We start from the raw sequence: 23,855 nt of genomic DNA on the forward strand, positions 1-23,855 counted from the left end.
CACAGCTGGATAAAAAATGCGATGAACCACATTCATCAAGACTCCTCTAAAAGACGCTCATACATCACGTTAGAGAAACGATAGCTATGTGCAATTAAGCGATCCATCCAACGCTGTGCAGCTAATAATTCCACCCCTTTGGATGCGCTTAATTGATTTACTTCGGTATATTCCATGACTTTTTTACGCGTTTCGGCACGATGGCTACTGGTCCATTTTTTTAACTGATTTAAATCGGCTCTAAGATTTTCAATGACTGACCGATCTGCTAACTGTTCTATATGTGAAAAGTAACTTTCTAAAATATTGCAATAATCTAGTGCTAACTGAAAAATTGCCGGCTGTGTTCGTAGCAATATGGCATTATCTAAACGCTCTAAATCATTATGTAAGACACGTACATAGACCATTACTCGCAGTAATGATAAGAATTTTTGTTTGAGTGCAGGATGCTCAGGAATCGCTATTTTTTCTAAATACTGCTCAATATGCTGAATAATCTCATTCAGCGTATTCAACTGTTGATGTCTAGGTAATGTACCGGTCTGAAAAACCATTTGTAGAATTTTAAAAATCTCAAATATGCTGAAATATACCGCCTTTTCCGCGGCCTGTACTGCAATGGCAGGTACTTGCAAACTTGCATCATCCAGACTGTCTAAAATGGCAGGATTATTACTTGGCAACCATTGGATAATTTTCTGTTCTAAAAATTTCAGACTTGGCATAAACATACATGCCCCCAACACACTGAATGCTGTATGAAACATCGCGAGCATAATCACTTGATCAATGCTGCTGAAAAATGCACTGTGTTTAATCAACCAAAGAAAAAACGGTGCTAACAGGAAAAATGCAGCAATCGCACTCACGAGATTAAAAATCACGTTCACAGCAACTGTTCGTTTGGCATTGATCGAAGCGCCAATCACCGAAATCACGGTAATGCTGACTGCACCAATATTTTGCCCAATCACCATATATAGCGCCTGCGGCAAGTCAATCGCACCACTGACTAAGGCAGCCATAGTCGCTGTAATAGATGCACTAGAGGACTGCAGCAGCATTGCCATAATGATGCCGATCAGCACCAAAACCAATTGTGACCACAAGCTGTCATAACCAAAAAAGGATAAATCTGAGTGTACAGCAAACCCCGCCATGGCTTTTTGCAAAACATCGATGCCAAAGAAAATCAGACCAAAGCCTGCAATCACAAGGCCCAATAAGGCCATTTGGCCTTTAGCGATGAGTTTAAGCAGAGCGCCTAAAGCAATCATCGGTAATGCCAACATGGAAATGGAAAATTTCATGCCCAAAAATGCCACAATCCAACCAGTACTGGTTGTGCCGATATTGGCACCAATCACCACACTCATGGCTTGCGTGAAACTGAGTACCCCTGCTCCGACAAAACCAATGGCGGCGACAATTGTTGCTGTAGATGAATGCACCAGCAATGTCATACCCAAACCTGACAGCATGGCTTTAAACGGTGTTGCCGTAAACCTTGTCAGTAACTCCTTCAAGGTCTGACCTGCAATTTCTTTAAGGCTATCAGTCAGTAACGTCATACCAATTAAAAATAGACCGACACCGCCACATAGTTCAGAGAGAATTTGAAGCACTACATTCCCCTATAAATTTCAAAAAAATTATGCTATTCAATGACATTTATTTAAATCTTGCGCCATTGAATTATTATCAAAGAATAAAAAAAAGCAGGCAGACTATTCAGGGAGTCATCTGCCTGCAAAAGGGAAACCCTTTACGCCATGGTATGAATCGTGTCTTTAAAGCGTTTCCACGATATATAGAAAAATACCACTGCAATACCTAACAGCCATACAAAAGATGGCCATACCACATCAAATCCAGCATTGCGGTATAAAATGGCTTGAGCTAAGGAAACAAAATGCGTCGTTGGGGCAATCATCATCACGTGCTGTACAATTTCCGGCATACTTTCACGTGGAGTTGAGCCGCCTGATAGCATTTGCATCGGAATCAATACGAGCATCATGAGCAAACCAAACTGCGGCATAGATTTAGATACAGTTGCCATGTAAATACCCATTGAAGTTGTTGCAAACAGTGTGAGTAAGGCGCCAAAGAAAAAGAGCGGCAAACTACCATCAATCGGGACATGCAATACACCCTGAATCACGACTTTTAAGCCAACAAATACTGCGATCAATACCACAAGACTCATTGACCAGACTTTGGACATCATGATTTCAAATACCGTTACTGGCATCACCATCAGATGTTCAATGGTGCCATGTTCACGCTCACGAATCAGTGCTGCCCCCGTGAGGATAATCGAAAGCATCGCCACGTTATTAATGATTTGCATCACACTGTTAAACCATATATTTTCCAGTGTCGGGTTAAAACGGGAACGTATTGCCAAATCTATCGGTAGCTGGCTAATTTCACGATTGCGAAGTACATATTCATTTACTTCAGATTGAATGATCTGCTGAATATAACCTGCGCCAGACATGGCTTGGGTCATTCGGGTTGCATCCACATTAACCTGAATTTCTGCTGCATCACCCGACAGTACATCCGACTGGAAATTACTCGGAATATTGACCGCAAAGGTAAATTCACCTGCGTCCATGCCTGCATCCATCGTGCCAAGCGTGGTGGTTTTACTGATAAAATTAGGCGGATAAAAGGCTGAAGAAATCCGTTCCGACAAAGTTGAATGATCCTCATCCACAATCGCAATCGGTGCCATATTCAAGGTATCTTTGACCGCTGTTGATGCGGTATATACTGAGATGGTAAAGGTGTAAATAATCAGCACCAACATGGCAGGATCACGCCACAGGCTCCAAAGTTCTTTACATCCGAGCTGATAGATATTCTGTACTTTTTTGAACATCTTATTGCTCCTGTTTTTTCAGCAAGGCAATAGCAGCAAACATTACTACCGGAACAGCCATGGCAATGATCCAAATGGCCTGTTTCAAATCATCAAAGCCCAAACCTTTATTGAAAATTCCACGGCTAATATTGACCATGTGTGTTGCAGGATAAATTTCACCAAACCAACGCCCAAAACCATCTAAGGAGGTAACAGGGTTAATAATCCCTGCAAATTGCATGACAGGTACCAACGTCCCAATCATCACCAAAAACATTGACGCAATCTGACTTTTGGTCACTGTGGATGCCAATAAACCCATCCCTGTGGCAAAAATCACAAACAGAAATGCAGCAACTGTGAGGGTAAAAAAACTGCCTTTGACAGGTACATCAAATAAAGTCACGATGATCAAACACATCATAAAGTAGTTCAACATCGCCAACACGATATACGGAATCTGTTTGCCGATTAAAAATTCGCTGCGTGTCACAGGCGTGACGTATAAATTGACAATTGAACCGAGTTCTTTCTCTCGTACCACCGATAAAGCCGTCAACATGGCAGGAATCAGTAACAACAATAAAGGCATCACTGCGGGGGTCATCGCAGGTAAACTTTTAATATCAGGGTTATAGCGATAGCGCGTTTCGACATTCACTGTACTTGATGTTGCATCACCGCTTTGTTCCAACGTCTTTTGCATGAGCCAGTAAGTGTGAATCCCCTGTACATAACCTTGTACGGTTTCTGCACGTTGTGGCATTGCACCATCAATCCACACCCCGACTTGCACCTGTTCGCCACGCGCCACATCTCGAGCAAAATTAGGCGGAATTTCTATCGCTAAGGAAATTTCACCGCTACGCATTCGCCGATCGATATCGTCATAACTTTGCAACGGTGGTTTTTCAATAAAATAGCGTGACCCCGCAATACTCATGCTGTAATTCTGACTCAAACTGCTTTGATCATGATCCAGTACCGCAAATTTTAAATCTTCTACATCCATGGTGATGCCATAACCCATCACCAACAGCAAAATCAGTGACCCCATTAATGCCATGGTCGCTCGAATGGGATCTCGTGCCAGTTCCAAAGTTTCACGCCATGCAAAACTGAATAAACGCAGCAAACTAAATTTTTTCGGTGTTGTGTCAATTTCTTTATTGTCGGAAACTTCGCTAATATTTGCTTCAGCATCTGTTGGCTGATCTTTCGTGCCTGCACCTGCATCAATCAAGTAACCAATAAAGGCTTCTTCAAGCGTTTCAGCCTGACGATTTTCAATTAATTGTGCAGGAGATGCACTATCGAGTACCCGCCCAGCGTGCATCATCGACATACGGTCGCAACGCAAAGCTTCATTCATAAAATGCGTAGAAATGAAGATGGTCACGCCATCATTGCGTGATAAATTGATTAAATATCGCCAAAAATTATCACGAGCAATCGGATCAACCCCCGAAGTTGGTTCATCCAAAATTAAAATTTCAGGATTATGCACCAATGCCACTGCAAGCGATAAACGCTGACGAACCCCCAAGGGCAAATCATCGGGCAGTTTTTCTTTGACTTCTTCCAGGTCAAAACGCTCCAGCATGAGCTGTACACGTGGCTCAATCTGTTCTTTTGGTACATGAAATAATTTGGCATGTAAGACCAAATTCTGCACAATGGTCAGCTCGCTGTATAGGGAAAATGCCTGCGACATATAGCCGACACGGCGACGAGTTTCAATATTGTTGCCCTCTACAGGCTCACCAAACAGCCACGCCTGACCTTCTGAGGCTTCTAAAAGTCCCGTCAGCACTTTCATGGTGGTGGATTTACCACAACCATTCGAGCCTAAGAAACCAAATATTTCACCACGCTTAATTTTAAAATTAACATGATCTACCGCAGTAAAATCACCAAATTTCACTGTTAAATCTTGCGCTTCAAGAGCATAGCTTTCTGAACCGTAGTCAGGTAAAGGCGGAATCACCACAGGCTCATAGCCGAGCTTTTTTTCTTCTGGCAATAGTTGAATAAAAGCATCTTCTAAACTGTTACATTGCGTTTCAGTCAATAATTCTTGTGGTGTGCCAGTTTTTAAAATCTGCCCATCATCCATCATCGCCAGCCAGTCAAAGCCTTGTGCTTCATCCATATAAGCAGTAGCAACAATAACACTCATCTGTGGACGAACTTTGCGAATGCGGTTAATTAATTCCCAAAATTGCGCTCGCGCCAAAGGGTCAACCCCTGTGGTCGGCTCATCTAAAATCAGAAAATCGGGATCATGAATCAAAGAACAGCACAGACTTAATTTCTGCTTCATCCCACCCGATAATTTACCCGCAGGACGGTCGAGAAAATTGTACAAGCCTGTGCTTTTGGTCAGATCATCAATCCGTTTGCGTCGCTCGGCAGCATCATGCCCAAACAGACGTGCCACAAACTGTAAATTCTCTTCAACCGATAAAGTTTTATATAGGTTTTTCCCTAAACCCTGCGGCATATAGGCAATATGTGGGCAAACACGGGTACGGTGTTGTTTATCGGCAATATCACCGCCCAACACCTTTAAGCGACCTTGCTGTACAATTTTCGCCCCTGACAGCAAAGCCAATAGACTGGATTTCCCCACCCCATCTGGACCGATTAAACCGATCATGCAGCCTGCTGGTAAGGATAGCGACACTTGATTCAGTGCAACCGTTTTTCCATATTTCAGACTAACATTTTCAATTTCTGCAACAACCGATCCTTTTTCAGATTGTTGTGTCATCATTTAACTGTGTTCTCTAAAAATGTCGGCCAAGCTGCCTGATCATCAATTTTGATATATGCCACACCTGGCAAACCTGTTTTGACTTGTTCGATATATTTGTTCAATAAAGTTGGATCAATTTTCGCTTTAACACGGAACATCAGTTTTTGACGTTCGCTTTCCGTTTCCACCGATTTTGGTGTGAACTGTGCAGTATCGGCAACAAAAGACACTGTAGCTGGAATCACCACATTTTTCGCAGCATCCAATACAATACGTACTTCTGTTCCAATAGCAATTTTACCTGCAACGGTTTCAGGCAAAAAGAACGTCATATACACATCAGATAAATCAATCAGATTGAGCACACGCCCGCCCGCTGCCACCAACTCACCCGGCTGCGCGACACGGAACTGAACACGTGCTTTTAATGGTGCACGTAACTGTGCATCATCCATATCAAATTTAATCCGTTCCACCGAGGCTTTGATGGCATCGACTTGAGAATGTGCGGCTGACACTTGGCTTTTAGACGCAACAATTGCCCCTTGGGCACTTTGTACCTGTGCTTTGGCTGCGCTTAATACCGCAATGGCTTGCTGTGCTGCGGCACGTTCATCATCCAGTTGTTGCTTGGACGATGCGCCTTCTTTGGCTAAAACTTCGGTACGCGCTAAACGATTTTTAGCCGCCATCAGTTCTGTTTCACGCTGTTGTACCATGGCTTCAGCGGCGGCTTTTTCGCTGATCCGCATCGCCACTTGTGCTTCCGCTGTCGCAATCGCATCCTGGGCTTGACGCTGTTGTGCTTCCAATTCACGTAACTGGGCTTCTAAAGTCGAAATTTTAACCCGCGCCAAGATTTGACCAGGCTCGACAAAGTCACCTTCTTTAACCAAAATTTCTTCTAACTGACCAGATAGCTTACTAGATACGTTAATTTCAGTGGCTTCAATACGTCCATTGCCACTGACTAAGGCATCAGTGTCTGGCTTATTCATATTTTTCCAGATCAGATAAGCGACCAACCCTAAAACAACGATGAACCCAGCAATGGTTATTTTCTTAAAATTCATGTTTAATTACCCAATATTTTAAATTTTTTTTGCAAATGCGGTGTCACCACCCAAGGCAAAATAAAGACTGACATAGGACTGCATTAAGCTACTTTGCGTTTCAATCCATTGCTGTTCTGCACTAAGTAAATTGCGCTGTGCATCCAAAACGTCTAAATATCCCACAGCACCGTTGTCATAACGCAGTTGTGCCAGCCGTGCAGTTTCCTGGAAAGCACTGAGTCCTTGTTTCTGAATCCGTAATTGTTGATCTAAATATTTCTGTTGAACCAGTGCATCAGAGACTTCACGGAATGCGTTCTGTACCGTCTTTTCATACTCTGCCACTGCAATCTCTTTACGCACTTCTGCTAAGGTCAAATTATTTTTTAGACGACCCGCAGTAAAAATCGGCACACTGATACTTGGAGCAAACGACCAAACACTGCTGCCAGATTTAAATAAATCGTCTAAATCTGCACTGGCTGTTCCAAAACTGCCCGTCAGTGCGATACGTGGAAAAAATGCTGCGCGTGCCGCATAGATATTGGCATGCTTAGATTTAAGCATTGCTTCCGCAGCATGAATATCAGGACGGTTCAACAATAAGTCTGAAGGCAAACCCGTTTGTAGCATACTTGTTTTAAAAGTCACTTGATCTAAATCTGTTTTAGGCAAAGAAATCGGCTGTCCCACCAATTGCACTAAATAGTTTGCAGTCAGTGCACGGGATTTCTGTAATTCAGCCACTAAAGCTTGACCATTACTGAGCATTGTTTTTGCTTGCATGTATTCCACTTTAGAGCCTGCACCCACCTCAAAACGGCGCTTAAAAATTCGTACTGATTTTTCATAATTCTGTACAGAGCGCTGAGCAAAATGGATGCGTTTATCCAGTTCAGATAACGTTAAATAACTTTGAACAGTTTGCTGCATAATACTATTGCGTGCTGCACGCACATTGCTTTCAACTGCAAGAAATTGCTGCAAAGCCGCTTCATTCAAGCTGCGGATACGACCCCACAAATCCAGCTCCCATTGGTTCATGCCAAGACCCACAGAATACTGACTGGATGTCACTTCTCTACCGACATAAGATAAGTCGGCAGGCACATGACTGCGTTCCATGCTCGCAGTACCACCTATATTCGGAAAAAGTTCAGCACGTTGAATGTTATAAGCCGCTTGTGCTTCATGCATACGTAATGAAGCAATCTTTAAATCCTGATTCGCCACTAGTGCCAGATCGACAATATTAATAAGTTGTTGATCTTTGACATAATCAATCCAAGAAAGTGCTTGGTAAGAGTGCTGAGTTTGAATCGGATAATTATGAGATAAAGAAATTTTAGGCTTTTGATAAGGATCTATTTGTTGACAACCAGTAATACTGAATATAATTAAAAAACTACTATATTTTAATTGGGTAAATTGCATAATATTATTCACCCCAAAAATTAACAGAATGATAAAAATGAGAATTTGAAAACATATTTTTTAAATGAATATAAACTAACTGCTTCAATCTAATTTCAATATTAAAATTAGGATCTACTATCCAGTTATGAACTAAACCCATCAATGATGTTTTAATAAAATCATGTACCATTTCAATATCTACATTTCTTGATAATTCCTCTAGAGCTAATGCTTCTTTAAGCCATTTAATAGTTTTTTCCTCACGCATATTATGAGATCTTACCAGACATTCATTTAAAATTTTATTTTGCTCTAAACCATAAAATCTCAACCAAAAATATGCTCTATATTTTTCACGATACAAATAAAAATCATCTGAAATACTTAAAATTAATGAATTAATAGCATCTAAACCATATTTATTATTAGTTGCAATTTTAGATTTCTCATTTAACCAGTTTTCCAAATAATTTAAAACTCGAACAAGTAATTGATCCTTAGAACCATAGCGCCGAGAAACTAAACCGCGACTGTATCCAGCATTCACACCTACTGCCTCTAATGTAACTGCATTAACGCCACCTTCTGATAGAAGCTTAATAGTCTGATTCACCATCTTAAAATCAGATTCAATTGCTCTAACCTGTGTCTTTTTCTTAAAAAAATCATTATTCAAGTTTTCTTTATGTTCTAAAACAGTTGAAATCTCAAGACTCACAACAGCCCCCTTCCAAAGACATATAAAAATATTGCTGTCAACAACTTTTTCTGAAAAGAATATAAACTTAAAATAATAAAAGGTCAAAATTTATATTTTAATATTTTAAATATAAATAAATAACAATAACTTACATTAAAAATACTAATAAAAATAATAATAAAAAAAATACCGATCTTTTTAGTCGGCTTTGTTTTAATGGCACAAAAAAAAGTTGTTGCAAAACAACTTTAATAGGCTTTGTTGCACAACGATTTCATAACTATATGATTTTAAAAGTTTTGATTGTTTTTTGATCCAAAATTAAATTTATTTAAATCAGATGCTTACATATTTATGCAACAAAGCCACTTTAATAATAAAACAATAACATTGACTGTAACTGAATTTATAATTATTTTATTAAAAATTTTTTAAACGAGACTTAAAATGAATTATCAAGACCTCTCCATTAAATTAATTCAAGAACAATATAAACTCAAGAATTCTAAATCAAAAAGTATATTAGTAATAATTGGCGGAATTGAACTAACGCGAAAAAATCAATCAATCAAAAAGCTAAGTGAATTAATGGATCCTAGATATTTAAAAATTAAGGCTGGAACCCCAAATAGAGTCAAAGAAAATAAATTAATTTGGCAACCATACATAAATGACATTCCAAAAAATGGACAAATCATGTTTTTTTATGGGAATTGGTATACTGATTTACTAGCGTCAACTATATTAAATGATGAAAAAATACAAAATAATGTATTCAACGAACACTTAAAGCGTATATATGAATTTGAAAGTTACTTAAAAAATAATAATGTAGATATTATTAAAGTTTGGTTTGATGTTTCATGGAGCAAAGTAAAAATTCGCACAAAAAATATTGATATTATTAATAAAATCCAAAGAGTTCCACGTTTTACATGGGATGATTTTCCACAAAAAAAATGGAAAACTAAAACCTTATACAATCAAATTCAAACTTTAAGAAATAGATTCACCCACGATTGGGTAATCATTAATAGTGAAAACAATATAGAAAGAAATACACAATTTTCTCAATTAATACTTAAACATCTAAAACTACCACCTGTACAAATTAAGAGTAAATTAAAATATCAGGCGGCACCTATTCCTTCAAGTTTAACTCAAATAAAAAAAAGTGAAATTAGCCACATAGAGTATAAAAAAACCATTAAACAACTAGAAAGGAAAGTCGCAGATGTTCTACGTTATTCATCACATAACGTTGTATTAGTTTTTGAAGGTATGGATGCCGCAGGTAAAGGCAGTTCAATTAAGCGCATCATTAAATTTCTAGGGCTACACGAATATAATATTCATAGTATTTCAGCACCAGAAAATTTTGAACGATTACGTCCTTATTTGTGGCGTTTTTGGAATAAGCATTCAACGAATGGGGCACTTAATATTTTTGATCGCAGCTGGTATGGACGTGTACTTGTAGAACGTGTAGAAGATTTAATTAACCCAATAGAATGGCAAAATGCTTATGAAGAAATAAATCAGTACGAAAAACAACTGTCTGATACAAATACAATTGTTATAAAATTTTGGCTAGCAATTTCAAAAGATGAACAATTACGTCGTTTTTACAAGCGAAAAAATACACCTCAAAAAAGCTTCAAATTAACAGAAGATGATTGGCGTAATAGAGAAAAGTGGGATGCCTACTTACAAGCAGCATCAGATATGTTCAAATATACGAGCACAGATATTTCTCCTTGGCACATCATTGCCAATGATAGTAAATATGCTGCACGAATTGAAATTTTGCAAACTATCCTTCATAGCGTACAAAATAAAAATTTAGGTCACTTAGAAAACTTATAAGATTATATAAAGATATTTTATAATCAAATCAGGTGCCATTAGCATCTCGAAAGAATGAGTCCAAAAGCATTTGAAACAGGGCAGAATGAGGCTGTCTCATACTGGGATAACTAGAGCTGTCCCCTATGAACTCAAAATAATAGCCCTCTAGGTAAAGAGGTCCATTTTAATTTTGAGGCTGTATTAATTTAATATTCAACTTCTTTCAGTTCTTTAGCTAATAAAAATTTCCAAGCTCCGTTTTCATCAGGCTTGAAACTATACCTCCAATGTGCGAATAAGGCTGAAAACTCAAGTGGGAGATTGATTGCATAGAATATCTGTAACAACTTCTACCTGTTTCAATTGTTTAATTTCCCAAGTAAGAACCTCTATATCTTCAAATATACAGCATGTTATAGGTTGTTATTTAGTTCTTAAAATTATATAAAAATAACAATATATTGTATATTAATTGTAAATATACACAAGATATGGGGTATATCAATCTTGTTTAATATTTCAAAAAATTATAAGAATATTCAATTGATTGTTTTTTACACTTATGGGGACTATGGAAACGGCTTTTGATTTCAATGAAAAATTTGGCACACCTAAAAAATTGTTGTGTAAAAATTTTAATAAAATCCAAATCAGTGTACATCCTTATTTTTCTGGAATTTATCTTTGCTATCAAGAGGCTTTTAAATCCTTAAAAACTGATTTGTCTACATTAAATCCAAGTCTCGAACTTCACGTATGGAAAGATCCTAATTTCTCTGGTTTTACCATTACAAATAATTTTCAGTGGTTTCTATATTGGTCTCAGCATATACCAAAAAATATTAACGTACTTGTTCATTCTTTTCCTCAAGATGAGGACAAAATTGAGCTATTAAAAAAAGTGGCAAGTTCAGAATTCATAAAATTTCTGTCCTTTTATCATGAACTGGACCGACTTAACCCTAAAAAAATGCAATCGCTGATTAATGCCCATATTTCATCTGAAGTTATCCTGGCTTTAAACAAAGAAAATTCTTTCAAACCTCACCGTACTATGAGCTTGGATCTGCTTGCAGAACTGCTGTCATGCACACAAAATCAACTGAATTACCGCAATAAAGTTATAAACCGGAAAAGACAGAATGTGCTTGATCAACTGCAGCAAACCAGTGGAATTGTGCAGCAGCTTCTAAACAATCCCGACTTCGTTCTCACGCCAGATCAGCTATGGAAAGCATAATGTCAGAATCTAACCCAAGCCATCAAAATGCTGCTGATATTACGCGGGTATCATTAAAACAGACACTGGAAAAACTCTTTGGTGACGAGCAGCTCCAACGTACCAAACATATTCAATATGTTGCTGATTTACTGATTTCATATCCAACTGATCAATGTCTGGAAGGGCTGAATCTCGATCTATTAGATTTTGATCTAGAAACCAGTTCTGTTGTTGCTAGACCCGCTGCCTTGGTCTCCTCTCGAAAACATACTGTTCGCGCAACACCAGTCACTTGGTATGTGAACTCAATTGCACAATTAGCAAAGTCAGAAGAAAATGCGTTAATCTGGAATATCCTGGTCTTAAAAGCAGCAGTTTACCTAATTGCGCTTCCAGACATTCAACCTGAACTTTTTAAAGATGATCACACAGAACATTTCAACACTGTAAAACGTTTATTCCAGCGCTTCCGTACCGCCAATCGGGTTCTGAGTTCCGAAAAAGAATATCAAAATACTCCTGAATATATGCTTCTTTGGAAAAAGTATCTTAAAGATCCATCCCTTTCCTTAGTTGAATTTATTCGGTATTTGAATGAGGTTATTGATGAAGAACGTGATAAAGAGTCATCTAATGATTTTATGCAAAACCTGCTCAAAGTGATCCGCATCACCTTTAATTATGTTTTGGAAAATAAAGCAAAAATTGCCAAAGAGAGCATCGAGACTCAACTGCAACATGAATTTTTAGACGAAGATCAGCTGATTGTAGAAAGTTCAGAAATTAAAAAAGGGCAAAAATCTAAAGCTCTCAATATAGAAAAACAACTAGATGACCAAGATACACGTCAAATACTTGTAGACCCAACCATCGTTACCCCTCTGGCTGAATATTCAGAATCCAGCCAGAGCTATGTGCTGCCTCTGGTTGCCAAACATATTCAACGAAAAGAACATTTGCTGCCATACAGCAGCCTCTTTCCTAATATCACAAGTATAAGTGCTCTACTTACTGAACTATATAAAAATTACATTGTTGAAATTGAAGAAGACTCTAAAGACAAGGATAAAGAAACCAAAAAAAAGAAGGCATCCTTGATCCTGATGCTGTCATTTCTGACCGGAAATAAAATCCAGGAGTGGCTACATCTACAAAGTAAACGTGCTAAAAAATTGAATTCTCGCCAACAGATCAAGCAAAGCAATGGGCAATATTTTCTGAGAAGTAAATTTTCAATTTTTGAAAATAAGGATTTTGCTTATCCAGATGGCTTGCTCAACCAAACAGTTCATCTGGACATCCCGATCCCGAATTCATTTATTGCTTCGCTACGAGATGGTAACACCGTTACGGAAGAGGACATTCAGCAACATTTGAAACAGCTGAGAGCCAAACTTTATATTCCAAAATTATCATTAATAAGAATTAGCTCTCTTTTACATCAGACTATTTTGCAACGCACTGGAAATAAACAGCTTGCTGACCTTCTCACCGGTATTGATGCAAATAAGTCTTCTTCTACTTCTTATTGTCATCAAAATATCCTGACTTTACAGACTGAATATGTCTCAATTTTAAAAGAGCTGTGTGAGTCGTTATCCGATGACTACCAGAATATCGAATATGCTGCAGAAAAAAACTTTGGTAGCCGCAAAGCACCTACTTCAAATGTGATTCAAAATATCTTTGCCACACTCAAATTCAGAATAATTTCACAAAAAGAAGACGACTGGATAGCAATTTTCAATCATTACAATCTGTGGATGTGGCATTTCTTGTTGCTCTTTACTGCTGCACGACCCGTCGCTGAATTTCCAGGTTTTTTAAAAAGCTTTAACCTGAAAAGAAAAATATGCATGGTTTCTGATAAAGAGGTGGGTGGGCGTCAAGGCTATGGACGTTTAATTCCACTGGGTCATTTTGTCGCACAAGAACTCCAGAAATTCATAGAATTTTTACATTATTTTAAAACTCAAATTGCTCCTAGTCAGCCAGAAATTCCACAATATATTCAACATATTTTAGAGAGCAAGCTTCCACTTTTGAATATCTTTCAGGATGGTCAATGGCACCCATTAAGGCCATCAATTGTAAAAAACTTTCATCCTGAGTTAGGTTTGGAGCATGAAAACTGGCACCGGCATACTGCCCGTGCGTTTCTCAGCAATAAAATTAACGAAATTGAAATTTTAGCTTTATTCGGTCATGAACCGATGCAGCAAGAAGCTGCTCATCCTTATTCCAGCTTATCTATTTCACAATATTCAAGCATTGCTCATATTCTTGAACAAATGAAAGATCATTTTAATATTACCGGTATTGAACTAGATGTCCTCACTCAATAAACGTACTAAGCAAACTCGAACACTATATGCCGAAGCACGTAGAAAACAAGACCGACTCGATCAGGAAAAACAGCTTCGAGCAGATGTAGAACAGGAGCTAATTCAATACTTCCAAGAACAAGATTTGGAACAAAAAGGGCATCTTGAATCCTTCTATCCAGCAATTTATGAGTTTATTAAACGCAAAGCTCCAAGCTTGGCCTGGAAAAAATATGCGCATGAATTTTTTCGGTCATATATCAAGCAAATCAATTTAAATCGTCGTGAGACTTTGCCCCTACCAAATCTGACATTTGAGATGCAGCGTGATCAGCCGGTTTTTACAATGGACTGGATCGAGAAGGGACATCAGGTTGATGAAGTTCTTGATAAGCTTTGGGACTACTGGATTCTAGCGAAAGATAGCAAGACATTTTCTGATGATGAAATCATTGGAAATATTGTTATTTCTGCCCTGCTTTACTCAGGCTTAAATCAAAAATCCTCTTTAGAAGCTTTGCTTGAACACTTAAAAGATCCGGCAAAAATCAGAAAGATCGAAGATCTGAACATTATATTTTTAGAACCGCTCTCCCCCTCTTATGGAGATCTCTTTATTGATGAAAAAACCATCCGTAAATCGCGTAATTTTATTCCGGATCAAATTACACGCTTATGGTTAATTCATTTTAATAGCAGAAATATTCGTACAGTAAACCAGAATGTAGAAGACTATCTACAGCTTATTTTTAATAAGATTAAGTTACCATTTAATCTCAAAACTTATAAATTGTTACGCGACTACGCCAACTTTAACTGGATGCAACTCCCGAAAGTTGACATTGATCCTGCACTTTCACAATGCCTCATTGAGAATACTGCAACCTGTGGCTTATCAGAAATAGAATTTGAAAGATTTCTTCATCCAAAATTTAAATATCAGCAGGACACTCTTACTGATTCAAATGTAGAAAAATCACCATCTACTGTGAGGGAATCCTACTCTAATGATGACATTCAGCAAGCCTTGGATGATGTTATAAAGATTCACAAAGACCTTTTACAACTGATTCGTACATCACAAACTGATCAAAGTATCGATGCATTAATCATTAAATATTGCATTGAAAATACTAATAAATTTAATGAGTATAGTAAACGTGTCGCCTTATGGCTCATCAGCCTTTATAAACCAGAATTAGAACAGATTCAGCCACTGGCTGAACGTTTTAATTTTTGCGTAAACCAATTTCAAAAATCGTTTCAGCAGAATAAGCGTTTAAAAGACGGTTCGATTTACACTTATTATTCGCGTATTGCCGAGCCTTGGCTAACCCATTCTTTACAATATCTAGATAGCGAAGATGATCTGAATACGATACTGGCTAATATCTATCAGCAAATCATTACGAATACCCGACTTGCAGATGAGGCAGGCGAGCTTAACTTTAAAAAATCCAGTGGTCAGACCGTCAGAATGTTGAAACGCTTCCATAGCTTTCAACAAACAGTTTTTGACGCTGAGTCTCTCGAATTAGAGTCAATTGCCATACAAAACAGACCGAGAGCACGTATCATTGGTCCCATGACTTATCAAGCTTTCATGAACAAGTTAGATACCTTATTTTCAGGGGCTAATAGTCAAGAAAATACGTATAAGACATTAAAAATCATCTATATTTTAGCTTACCGTACCGGTATGCGTATTAATGAAATTCTCGGCTTACGTGTGCGGGATATCGAGGGCTTGAGCTGTTTATCCGTTTGGATTCAGCCCTACGGCTCAAAAAAGAAAGGAAACTTACATCAACTTAAAACAGATAGTGCTGAACGCAAAGTCCCTGTATATTGCTTATTAAAAACCGATGAATATCAAATATTTCATAATCATGTAGTCGAGCAACGATTACTCAATCAGGAAAACTTATACCTATTCAGCAACTGGAATGAAAATAGCAAGCTGAACAAACATACGGTGACAACACCTTTCAGAATGATTATGAACGAGCTTTTTAAAACTCATGACTATTCTTTTCACTCATTTCGACACACGGCTGCCAATCACTTATCCATTCTGCTCAACTGCGATTATGCTCCACTGGTCAAGAATCTTACGGATTATACTGCAGAAGAATATCAGTCCATTCGGACAGAGTTACTCCGTAATACGCATGGTCAAAATCATTGGTTTATGATTGCCCATTTACTGGGTCACATTGACCCTACGGAAACCTTTAAAAGCTATATTCATCTGAGCTACCTGATCGCTGGACATAAAATACTGCAATATCACCCAGACATAGATACTCAATTAGCAAAGAAAATGATGGGCTACCTGCCTTCTTTCAAATTTTTAAACACAGTAAAAGATTCTGCTCCATTCAATTTCGAAAAACATGCTGTCCATTTAAGTCAGCAGTTACTCAACGATCAAACTGACTGGTTAAAAAGTAACGTAGAAGATATTCTAGATGAGGTTTCATTTAACGCTCAGCCTCATGATTTTTTTAAATATTTTGCAGGAACAAAGGAATCCAAAATTTCATTTGCATGGTTTTTTAAATGCTTAAATTTACTGGAAATTCATCATGATCCAGATCTAGTCTCAAAGGAAATGTGTTTACCTGTAGAACTGGTTAACTACTGGTATGAAAATGCAAAACAACTAGGCCAGCTCAAGTCTCAAAAAAATAACCCAAGATTATTTGATCTCAACAACACAAATCATCTGGATAAACCTTTGAAACCCGCCATGATAGATACCGTTGAAGAGCGCACAGCAAGGAACTATTTTTTTGAAAATATTCAAAATATATTTGAAAAAAAGCCAGATCAAATAAAAGCGGTGCTTGAGACATTTTTAAGTCGTGTTACAGTTTCTCATACCGGCATTCATTATCGATGGAATAAAATCGATCAATTGGAATCATTTTATTCCAAGGTAAAAGACCTGTTTCCCCATCAATTTTGGCATTTGCTTGGACAAGACTTGGTACAATTGTTAGATAAAAAGAAACAACCTTTATTACTGAAGCTGACTAAATCGAGCACAACAGAGCATCCTACGACTCAAGAAGATTATGTTCGTCTCCAGCTTTACTCAACAAAAGATGCCAAAGCACTGGCAGCGTTTAAATTCTGTTTACATTTAGCCTGTATCGGTAGACCTCGATCTCTTGAACTCCAAGTTGCAGGACTAGAAATCACTACATGCTGTTAAATAATTTAACCGTTGTTTCCTTATCTAAAGTCAAATTTAATATATCTTTAGTAAAAATTGGATGTCTGATCAACGATAATTAAATAGTATAAACTCTATGAATTAGCAGCGTCTGAAACAGGGATCAGTCATGCGTACAACATCAGAAAAAACTGCAAAACAGAAAATGATATTAGCTAAGGCAGTTTTAGCTGCTGCTGAGCGCCTTGGTCTTACACAAGATCAACTAGCCTTAATACTGAATATAGATTCAGTGAAAAAATTAACCTCTCTTGAATTAGATCCCACTTCAAAACAGGGAGAAATCGCCCTCACTTTAATCCGTATTACCACATCACTAGATGCTCTTACAGGTGGGGATACAGCCTGGATGCAGCATTTTATGAAATCACCCAATAAATTGATGAGTGGTATTCCAATAGAACAGATTCAGAACCCTCAAGGATTGGCCTCTGTTTTACAATTGGTGGAAGGTCTTCGGGCTAAACTTTAAGATAAGCAAAGTATTATAGAAAAATTTGAAAGTGATAGTCCTCTCCAATAATTCAAATGCGAGGTATAAGAATCCCCCTTCTTCTCAAGATGTATATGTCTGGCCTAATTCCGTCAATTAATTGCGAACTGCTGCTATATATTGGATTTTATTAACCTGATGCGAGGTAAATCCCCCTTATAAATTCAATAACTATTCAACAATCATTATAGAAGTTTGCTATATAGCAAACATTCACCATAATTAGTTAAAAGTTTGCTATATGGCTAACAAGTTTCGGGAGCGAAAAATTGATATGGCTACAAGAGGCGAAATAGGTAAAGAAATACGTTTGGCAAGAAAAGGATTAGGCTATACACAGAAAAGTCTTTCAGAAAAGACTAAAGTCAATAAAACAACAATTTCAGAGATAGAGAATGGCCGTTTTACAGGTTCATTTGACATATTTGAACGTGTGCTTGATGGCGTGGGTTTACAATTCGAAGTGAATAAAAAAAAGTTTAAATTGCCACAGTGGGATGAAATTGAAGAAATATTTTCAGAATATGATGAATGAAATTATTTACAGGCTCTTATCATTTGGTATTTACATCCAACAATGCAAAATCAACAACAACTTGAACACCCATTTCTCATACAAGTAGGGCTATTTTACAGATCGAAATGATAAATTCATAAATTGCTTTTCAAAAAAAAAGAAACTAATATGTTTCTTATAGGACCTAAAAGCAATAAATGTATCTACAATGAATAAGTCTTTACTTCAGCAAATCAAAAAAAGACGAACCCAATTGGGCTTAAAGCAAGTTGATATGCAATCCCGTACAGGCATTTCAAGACAGCAGTACCAAAAACTGGAAAGTCAGGGCAACCCTCGATTAGAGACCTTAGAAATTATAGCGGCAGGATTAAATGCTCAACTGATGCTCATCCCTGATGATAAGGTTCATTTGATCAGACAATTATTGAATGATGAAATTAAAGTCACTATTGAAGATCAGGATGACTTAATGACTAACCCATGGAAGGGTCTTCTCGGAGGAGAGGAACCATGAATACTGTTGCCGTCCTGAAATTAACATTACATCACGGTATCGTTGGATACTTGGCAGGATTTCAGAGCGGAAAAAATATTCTGGTTTTTACAGATTCTTTCCGCTTTGATCAGCAACGTCCGACCTTGAGCCTGCTGACTTCCCCCTTGTATCCTCAAGCGGATAAAATTTTAGAAAAGACCTATGTTACACATCAGCGCTTACACCCCTTGCTATCAAACTTGCTACCAGAAGGTGCATTACGTGAACTGATTGCACAAAGCCTCAAAGTACATATAGACAATGAATTTCAGTTATTGGCAGCTTTAGGTCATGATTTACCTGGAGCACTCATTGCGACTCCATTAGATCCAGAAGAAATTCCAGATGAAATAAAATTCAAACTGCAGATCTCGAATCCAGATCAAATTTTAAAGCAAGAGATTCGAACAGATAATAAGTTTTCCTTGGCCGGCGTCCAAATGAAGTTTTCCATGAAAGCCAAAGATGGGCGTTTTACACTAGCACAGGCAACGGAAACGACTCTACTCGGGGACTGGATTATCAAAACTCCTTCTTCCAGACATGCTTTTGTTCCGCTAAATGAATATTCTATGATGACCCTTGCCAAAACGGTCGGAATAGATGTCCCTGAGATTCGCTTGGTGGATATGGCCCTTTTACAAGACCTTCCACCATTAAATTTACCCCAAGAGCAATATGCTTTCGCAATCAAAAGATTTGATAGACAGAGTACTGCTGATACTACAGAGCTTATTCACATCGAAGATTTTGCTCAGATCTTCGGCGCATATCCACATCAGAAATACAGCACCACAAATTATGAGCAGATAGGAAAGATCATTTATCAATTATCAGATAACAAAATTATTGATATTCAGCAATTTGCCAGCCGTTTACTCATAAATATTTTACTCGCCAATGGAGATGCACACTTAAAGAACTGGAGTATGATTTATTACGATAAAAGTGCACCAAGATTATCACCCGCATACGATATATTAATGACCAGTGTATATATTGAAAATGAGCATCATTTCGCATTAAATCTTGCCAAAAATAAAGATTGGTATTTAGCTGAGATGAAGCATTTTAAGCAATGGGCAGAAAAAGTCGGCGTTCCATGGCGTATCATCGAGAAGCAACTTCACGATATTATGGATAATGCTCGATCATTATGGCCAGCGCTATTACTAGACTTACCTATGATTTCCGCTCATAAAGAAAAATTAAGAGAACATTGGAAAAAATTGCATCCGGACTTTCAGATACTTACAGATGATTAGGGTAATCTGAAACCAAACTAAAATTTCTCAAACAAGTTCATCACGTCATTTTCCGTCAGTTTCGCTTCGCCTTCATGATCTGTACTTAGAATAGAGTGTGCCAGTTCTGCTTTATTTTGCTGTAAGGCAAGAATTTTTTCTTCTATGCTTTTATTAGTAATCAGCTTATAGACAAATACCGGCTTGTCCTGTCCAATCCGCCATGCACGATCTGAAGCTTGATCTTCAGCAGCAGGGTTCCACCATGGATCATAGTGAATGACCGTATCTGCGGCAGTTAGATTCAAACCGACCCCTCCTGCTTTCAGACTGATTAAAAATACCGGCACTTGTCCAGACTGAAACGCTGTAATGACTTCATCTCGCTTTTTGGTCTTTCCAGTCAGCTTCACATAGCCAATTTCTGCGTGATGGAACTGTTGTTCAATCAGTTCCAACATTGAGGTAAACTGAGAGAAGATAAGAATTTTTCGCCCCTCTTCCACCATTGGAACGACCATATCCATCAACTGTTCAAGTTTGGCAGAATGCGCCTGCCCAATTTTCACTGAATCCAGCTTTAGTAAGCTAGGATGGCAGCACACCTGACGTAGCTTCAGTAAGGCATCTAAAATTTGAATTTGACTACGTTTAAAGCCTTTTTCTGCCACAATTTTCTGAATGCTTGCCTGCATCGTGGCACGAACAGCCTCATATAACTTGGATTGCTGGTCATTCATATCAATATTGACTTCAATCGTGGTTTTTTCTGGCAACTCTTTGGCTACGTCAGTTTTCAAGCGACGTAAAATGAAGGGCTTAATCCGGTTGACCAACTTTTGTCTTAACTGCTCATCACCGCGCTTTTCAATCGGATGACGGTACTTTTTATTAAAAATTTCTTGTGAATATAAAAATCCTGGCATCAGGAAATAAAATAGTGCCCACAGCTCACCCAAATGATTTTCCATAGGTGTACCGGTTAGACATAGACGATGTCGCGCTGTTAATTGCCGTACTACCTGTGCAGCTTTGGCGCGCGGATTTTTGATATTCTGCGCCTCATCCAAAATGAGTTGATGATATTCATATTGCTTTAGTTGCTCTTCATCTCTCGCCAGAAGCGGATAGGTGGTTAACACAATATCATAGTGCGGAATCTGCTCAAAATTCTGATGGCGGTCGGGCCCCTGTAGCAGCAATACCTTGAGCTCAGGGGTAAATTTCTCCGCTTCTTTGAACCAGTTATGCATCAGCGATGTGGGTGCAACAATTAAGGCGGGACTGTCCTGCAAATGACCAGCCTGCTTTTCCATGAGTAAGTGGGCTAAAGTTTGTGCTGTTTTCCCCAAGCCCATATCATCCGCCAGAATCCCGCCATGCTGGGTTTCCCTTAAAAACTGTAACCAGCCTAGGCCCTGCTGCTGGTATGGACGTAATTCCCCCTGAAAACCTTGTGGTGTCGGCAGTTGTTGCTGATAGCCTTGTTTGAATTTCTGCGCAAATTGCTGCAGGCGATTACTGACCTGCCACACCATCCCCAGATGATGCTGCAATTCTAATAATTGACTCGCATCATAGCGATCAATACTGCGCTCTTCTTGCTGTAAAATGCTCTGCAGATGCAACAATACCGGCTTAATATCCCTAGCGGATAGCGCCAAATCAGGTTGATCAACTGCAGTTTTCACGGTGAAAATTTGACTGTCATGCAGATGAATAAAAGTCCGTGGATCAAGTAAATCAGGATTTACTCGCACCAAAGCTACGAGCGCATCAAGCAAATTATAAGAATTGCCTGCACTGTCTTGAACCGTCGCCCCGATATTAAACCAGTCCTGCTGGCCTTCAGATTCAGTGATAGAAATATTTAAATTTTCAACATATTGCAGGTTAAAGGGGCTGTTTTCCAGATGCTCTATCTGCCAGCCCATCAACTCAATTTGATTGATGGGCATCAGCTGTTTGATCCAGTCTCCATAGAAAGCAAAAACCATAGAATCGAGACGTTGTTTATCCAGTTTTAATTGCTGGTCATAACTAAGATCTTTCACCCACTTCAGTGATTCGACCAATAGCTGTAAACGCTGGATTGACTGTTGTTCCTGAACTAAGTCCCGAAGCTGTCGCACCATTTTGCCATGCTGCTCACCAATAAAACTGTCGCCTGATGTACCTGCTTTTATTCTTCCGCCTGCATAGGAGAATTCAATTTCAGCACAAACAGACTCTTCCCATTTCCAATCAAATTTATCTAAAACACCGAAGCGTAAAATTGGCTGGGGACTACCCTCAAGGACATCAATATGCTGAATAGACTCGGGCTGAGGCAGATTTTTCACGTCTGAATATTGATGAGTCAGTTTCTCAAACTCTGGCAAGAGCATAGATGGAAGATCAGGCATCTGTAAAAAATGGTACAGAAGATTTGCCGTATATTCACCATATAACTGGCCCACCGTGTTCTGTTGAATATCCACATAACATGGTGGATGGCTCGCGAGAATCTGAATATGAGGATTTGATTTTAAATCGAGTCGAATATCACCATTGACCAATTCAATGTTTAAATGCTCTGTCTGTTTGTTTACACCTTGTTGCCAGATCAGTTCGATGTGATAGCCTTGTTCTGACCATTGAAGTGCAGTATGGCTCTTTTTTTGCCAGTATACATCGCCACTTTGAATAAAAGATTTGAAATGCTCCAATAAAATTCCGGAGATATCAAGATTGCTTTGATAAAAGCGTTCGTCGCTGTTTATTTTGGCGTAATAATAAATCTGGTTAAATAATTGTCGTTTTTGTTCAGGTAAGGTCAGATGCTTTCTGGTGATATTTTCATATTGGGTATAATAACTTTCCCCCGCAATTGAGCCGTTTTTATTGCGTCTGGCCTTCTGAACATCAACTGTCAATTTCTTTAAGCTGACCGACTGATCTAGCAGGTAAATTAAATAATTGTTTGTTTTGACAGATTGCTCTGGTTCAGTCTGTTGTAAATACCGTTTAAAATCATTCAACCAGCGCTGTGCCTGATCATCCCCACGTTGGCGCTTTGCGATTCCCTGCGGGGATTGAGAGTCAGCATAACGCTGCTGAAATTCCTGGCGATATTCCTGAAAGAATAACCGCGCTAAAGCAGCAGCATGTTTACAGTTATATCCAACCGGACAAGTGCAGTCGTCATCGATTAAACGGTCTTTTTGGGGATTATAGGTAATTGCAGTATCGTAATAATCTGTCCCTTCAATTTGGGCATACATCGTAACCCCATCTTTTTCCTCAAAGAACTCAATCGTTTCCCTATCAATGTGTTTAGCATAGCTCAGACTGCGCTGAAGAGTTGCAGTACTAAACCGAGATAGAAAATTGATCAATGAGGACATAATTACCAGAAACCAAAAATGTTTATACCTTTGTACACGACAAAAAAAGATAACTCATTGAAATAATGGCATAATACTTGTTTTCTGACGACGAATATGATGACACATTTCAATGAGTTACATCTCATCTTAAACAAATATCTAAAGTGGAACAAGTCACATGCAAAATGTTTTACACTGATTATGCTTGCATTAATTGTAAAACAGACATGTAATCTTTCTTCTGCATCTAAAGCCT

General features: G+C 38.3%; 15 protein-coding genes and 1 pseudogene. 9 read left to right on the forward strand and 7 right to left on the reverse strand.

Going from position 1 to position 23,855, the window contains the following annotated elements:
- Positions 1-35: 35 nt before the first annotated feature.
- The 6 genes from F944_RS01405 to F944_RS01430 form a co-directional block, all read right to left on the reverse strand.
- A complete protein-coding gene (locus F944_RS01405; protein WP_004985732.1) occupies positions 36-1,628 on the reverse strand; it encodes a Na/Pi cotransporter family protein in 1,593 nt (530 codons plus the stop codon).
- 140 nt (positions 1,629-1,768) lie between these two features.
- Entirely contained in the window at positions 1,769-2,893 is a 1,125-nt protein-coding gene (locus tag F944_RS01410) for an ABC transporter permease (protein WP_004985737.1), read from the reverse strand.
- 1 nt (position 2,894) lies between these two features.
- Positions 2,895-5,651: a ribosome-associated ATPase/putative transporter RbbA gene (rbbA, locus tag F944_RS01415; protein ID WP_004985739.1), complete on the reverse strand. Its 2,757-nt coding sequence runs from the start codon at positions 5,649-5,651 to the stop codon at positions 2,895-2,897.
- Positions 5,648-6,706 (reverse strand): HlyD family secretion protein, encoded by a 1,059-nt coding sequence (locus F944_RS01420; protein ID WP_004907097.1) that lies wholly within the window; start codon positions 6,704-6,706, stop codon positions 5,648-5,650. The genes rbbA and F944_RS01420 overlap by 4 nt, the downstream gene beginning before the upstream one ends.
- Before the next feature lie 18 nt (positions 6,707-6,724).
- Positions 6,725-8,122 (reverse strand): efflux transporter outer membrane subunit, encoded by a 1,398-nt coding sequence (locus F944_RS01425; protein WP_004985741.1) that lies wholly within the window; start codon positions 8,120-8,122, stop codon positions 6,725-6,727.
- Between the two features lie 4 nt (positions 8,123-8,126).
- Positions 8,127-8,822 carry a TetR/AcrR family transcriptional regulator gene (locus F944_RS01430; protein ID WP_004985742.1) on the reverse strand — a complete coding sequence of 232 codons (696 nt, stop codon included), beginning with the start codon at positions 8,820-8,822 and terminating at the stop codon, positions 8,127-8,129.
- A 429-nt stretch (positions 8,823-9,251) separates the two neighbouring features.
- On the opposite strand from F944_RS01430, the gene F944_RS01435 reads away from it, so the two are divergent.
- The 8 genes from F944_RS01435 (at position 9,252) to F944_RS01470 (ending at position 20,252) form a co-directional block, all read left to right on the forward strand.
- Positions 9,252-10,670, forward strand: a complete 1,419-nt coding sequence (locus F944_RS01435; RefSeq protein ID WP_004985744.1) for a hypothetical protein — start codon at positions 9,252-9,254, stop codon at positions 10,668-10,670.
- Between the two features lie 553 nt (positions 10,671-11,223).
- On the forward strand, positions 11,224-11,892 hold the full coding sequence (locus F944_RS01440; protein WP_010588950.1) for a hypothetical protein: 669 nt from the start codon (positions 11,224-11,226) through the stop codon (positions 11,890-11,892).
- Entirely contained in the window at positions 11,892-14,219 is a 2,328-nt protein-coding gene (locus F944_RS01445; RefSeq protein ID WP_004907117.1) for a hypothetical protein, read from the forward strand. The genes F944_RS01440 and F944_RS01445 overlap by 1 nt, the downstream gene beginning before the upstream one ends.
- Positions 14,203-17,418, forward strand: a complete 3,216-nt coding sequence (locus F944_RS01450) for a tyrosine-type recombinase/integrase (protein ID WP_004907120.1) — start codon at positions 14,203-14,205, stop codon at positions 17,416-17,418. Before F944_RS01445 ends, F944_RS01450 begins: the two co-directional genes overlap by 17 nt.
- A 130-nt stretch (positions 17,419-17,548) precedes the next feature.
- The gene (locus tag F944_RS01455; RefSeq protein ID WP_004907123.1) at positions 17,549-17,911 is read left to right on the forward strand and encodes an MbcA/ParS/Xre antitoxin family protein; all 363 of its coding nucleotides are present in this window, start codon (positions 17,549-17,551) and stop codon (positions 17,909-17,911) included.
- Positions 17,912-18,206: 295 nt separating this feature from the next.
- Positions 18,207-18,467, forward strand: a complete 261-nt coding sequence (locus F944_RS01460; protein WP_004907126.1) for a helix-turn-helix domain-containing protein — start codon at positions 18,207-18,209, stop codon at positions 18,465-18,467.
- Between the two features lie 190 nt (positions 18,468-18,657).
- Positions 18,658-18,966: a helix-turn-helix transcriptional regulator gene (locus tag F944_RS01465; protein WP_004282130.1), complete on the forward strand. Its 309-nt coding sequence runs from the start codon at positions 18,658-18,660 to the stop codon at positions 18,964-18,966.
- Positions 18,963-20,252, forward strand: coding sequence for a type II toxin-antitoxin system HipA family toxin (locus F944_RS01470; protein WP_004985749.1), 1,290 nt, complete (start codon positions 18,963-18,965; stop codon positions 20,250-20,252). Before F944_RS01465 ends, F944_RS01470 begins: the two co-directional genes overlap by 4 nt.
- 17 nt (positions 20,253-20,269) lie before the next feature.
- On the opposite strand, the gene F944_RS01475 is transcribed toward F944_RS01470, so the two are convergent.
- Positions 20,270-23,617, reverse strand: coding sequence for a DEAD/DEAH box helicase (locus F944_RS01475; protein WP_004985750.1), 3,348 nt, complete (start codon positions 23,615-23,617; stop codon positions 20,270-20,272).
- 99 nt (positions 23,618-23,716) lie between these two features.
- Here F944_RS01475 and F944_RS16910 point away from each other — a divergent pair.
- Positions 23,717-23,855: pseudogene (locus F944_RS16910) on the forward strand (IS4-like element ISAba33 family transposase); the annotation flags it as partial.

Source organism: Acinetobacter ursingii DSM 16037 = CIP 107286 (assembly GCF_000368825.1).
GTDB lineage: Bacteria > Pseudomonadota > Gammaproteobacteria > Pseudomonadales > Moraxellaceae > Acinetobacter > Acinetobacter ursingii.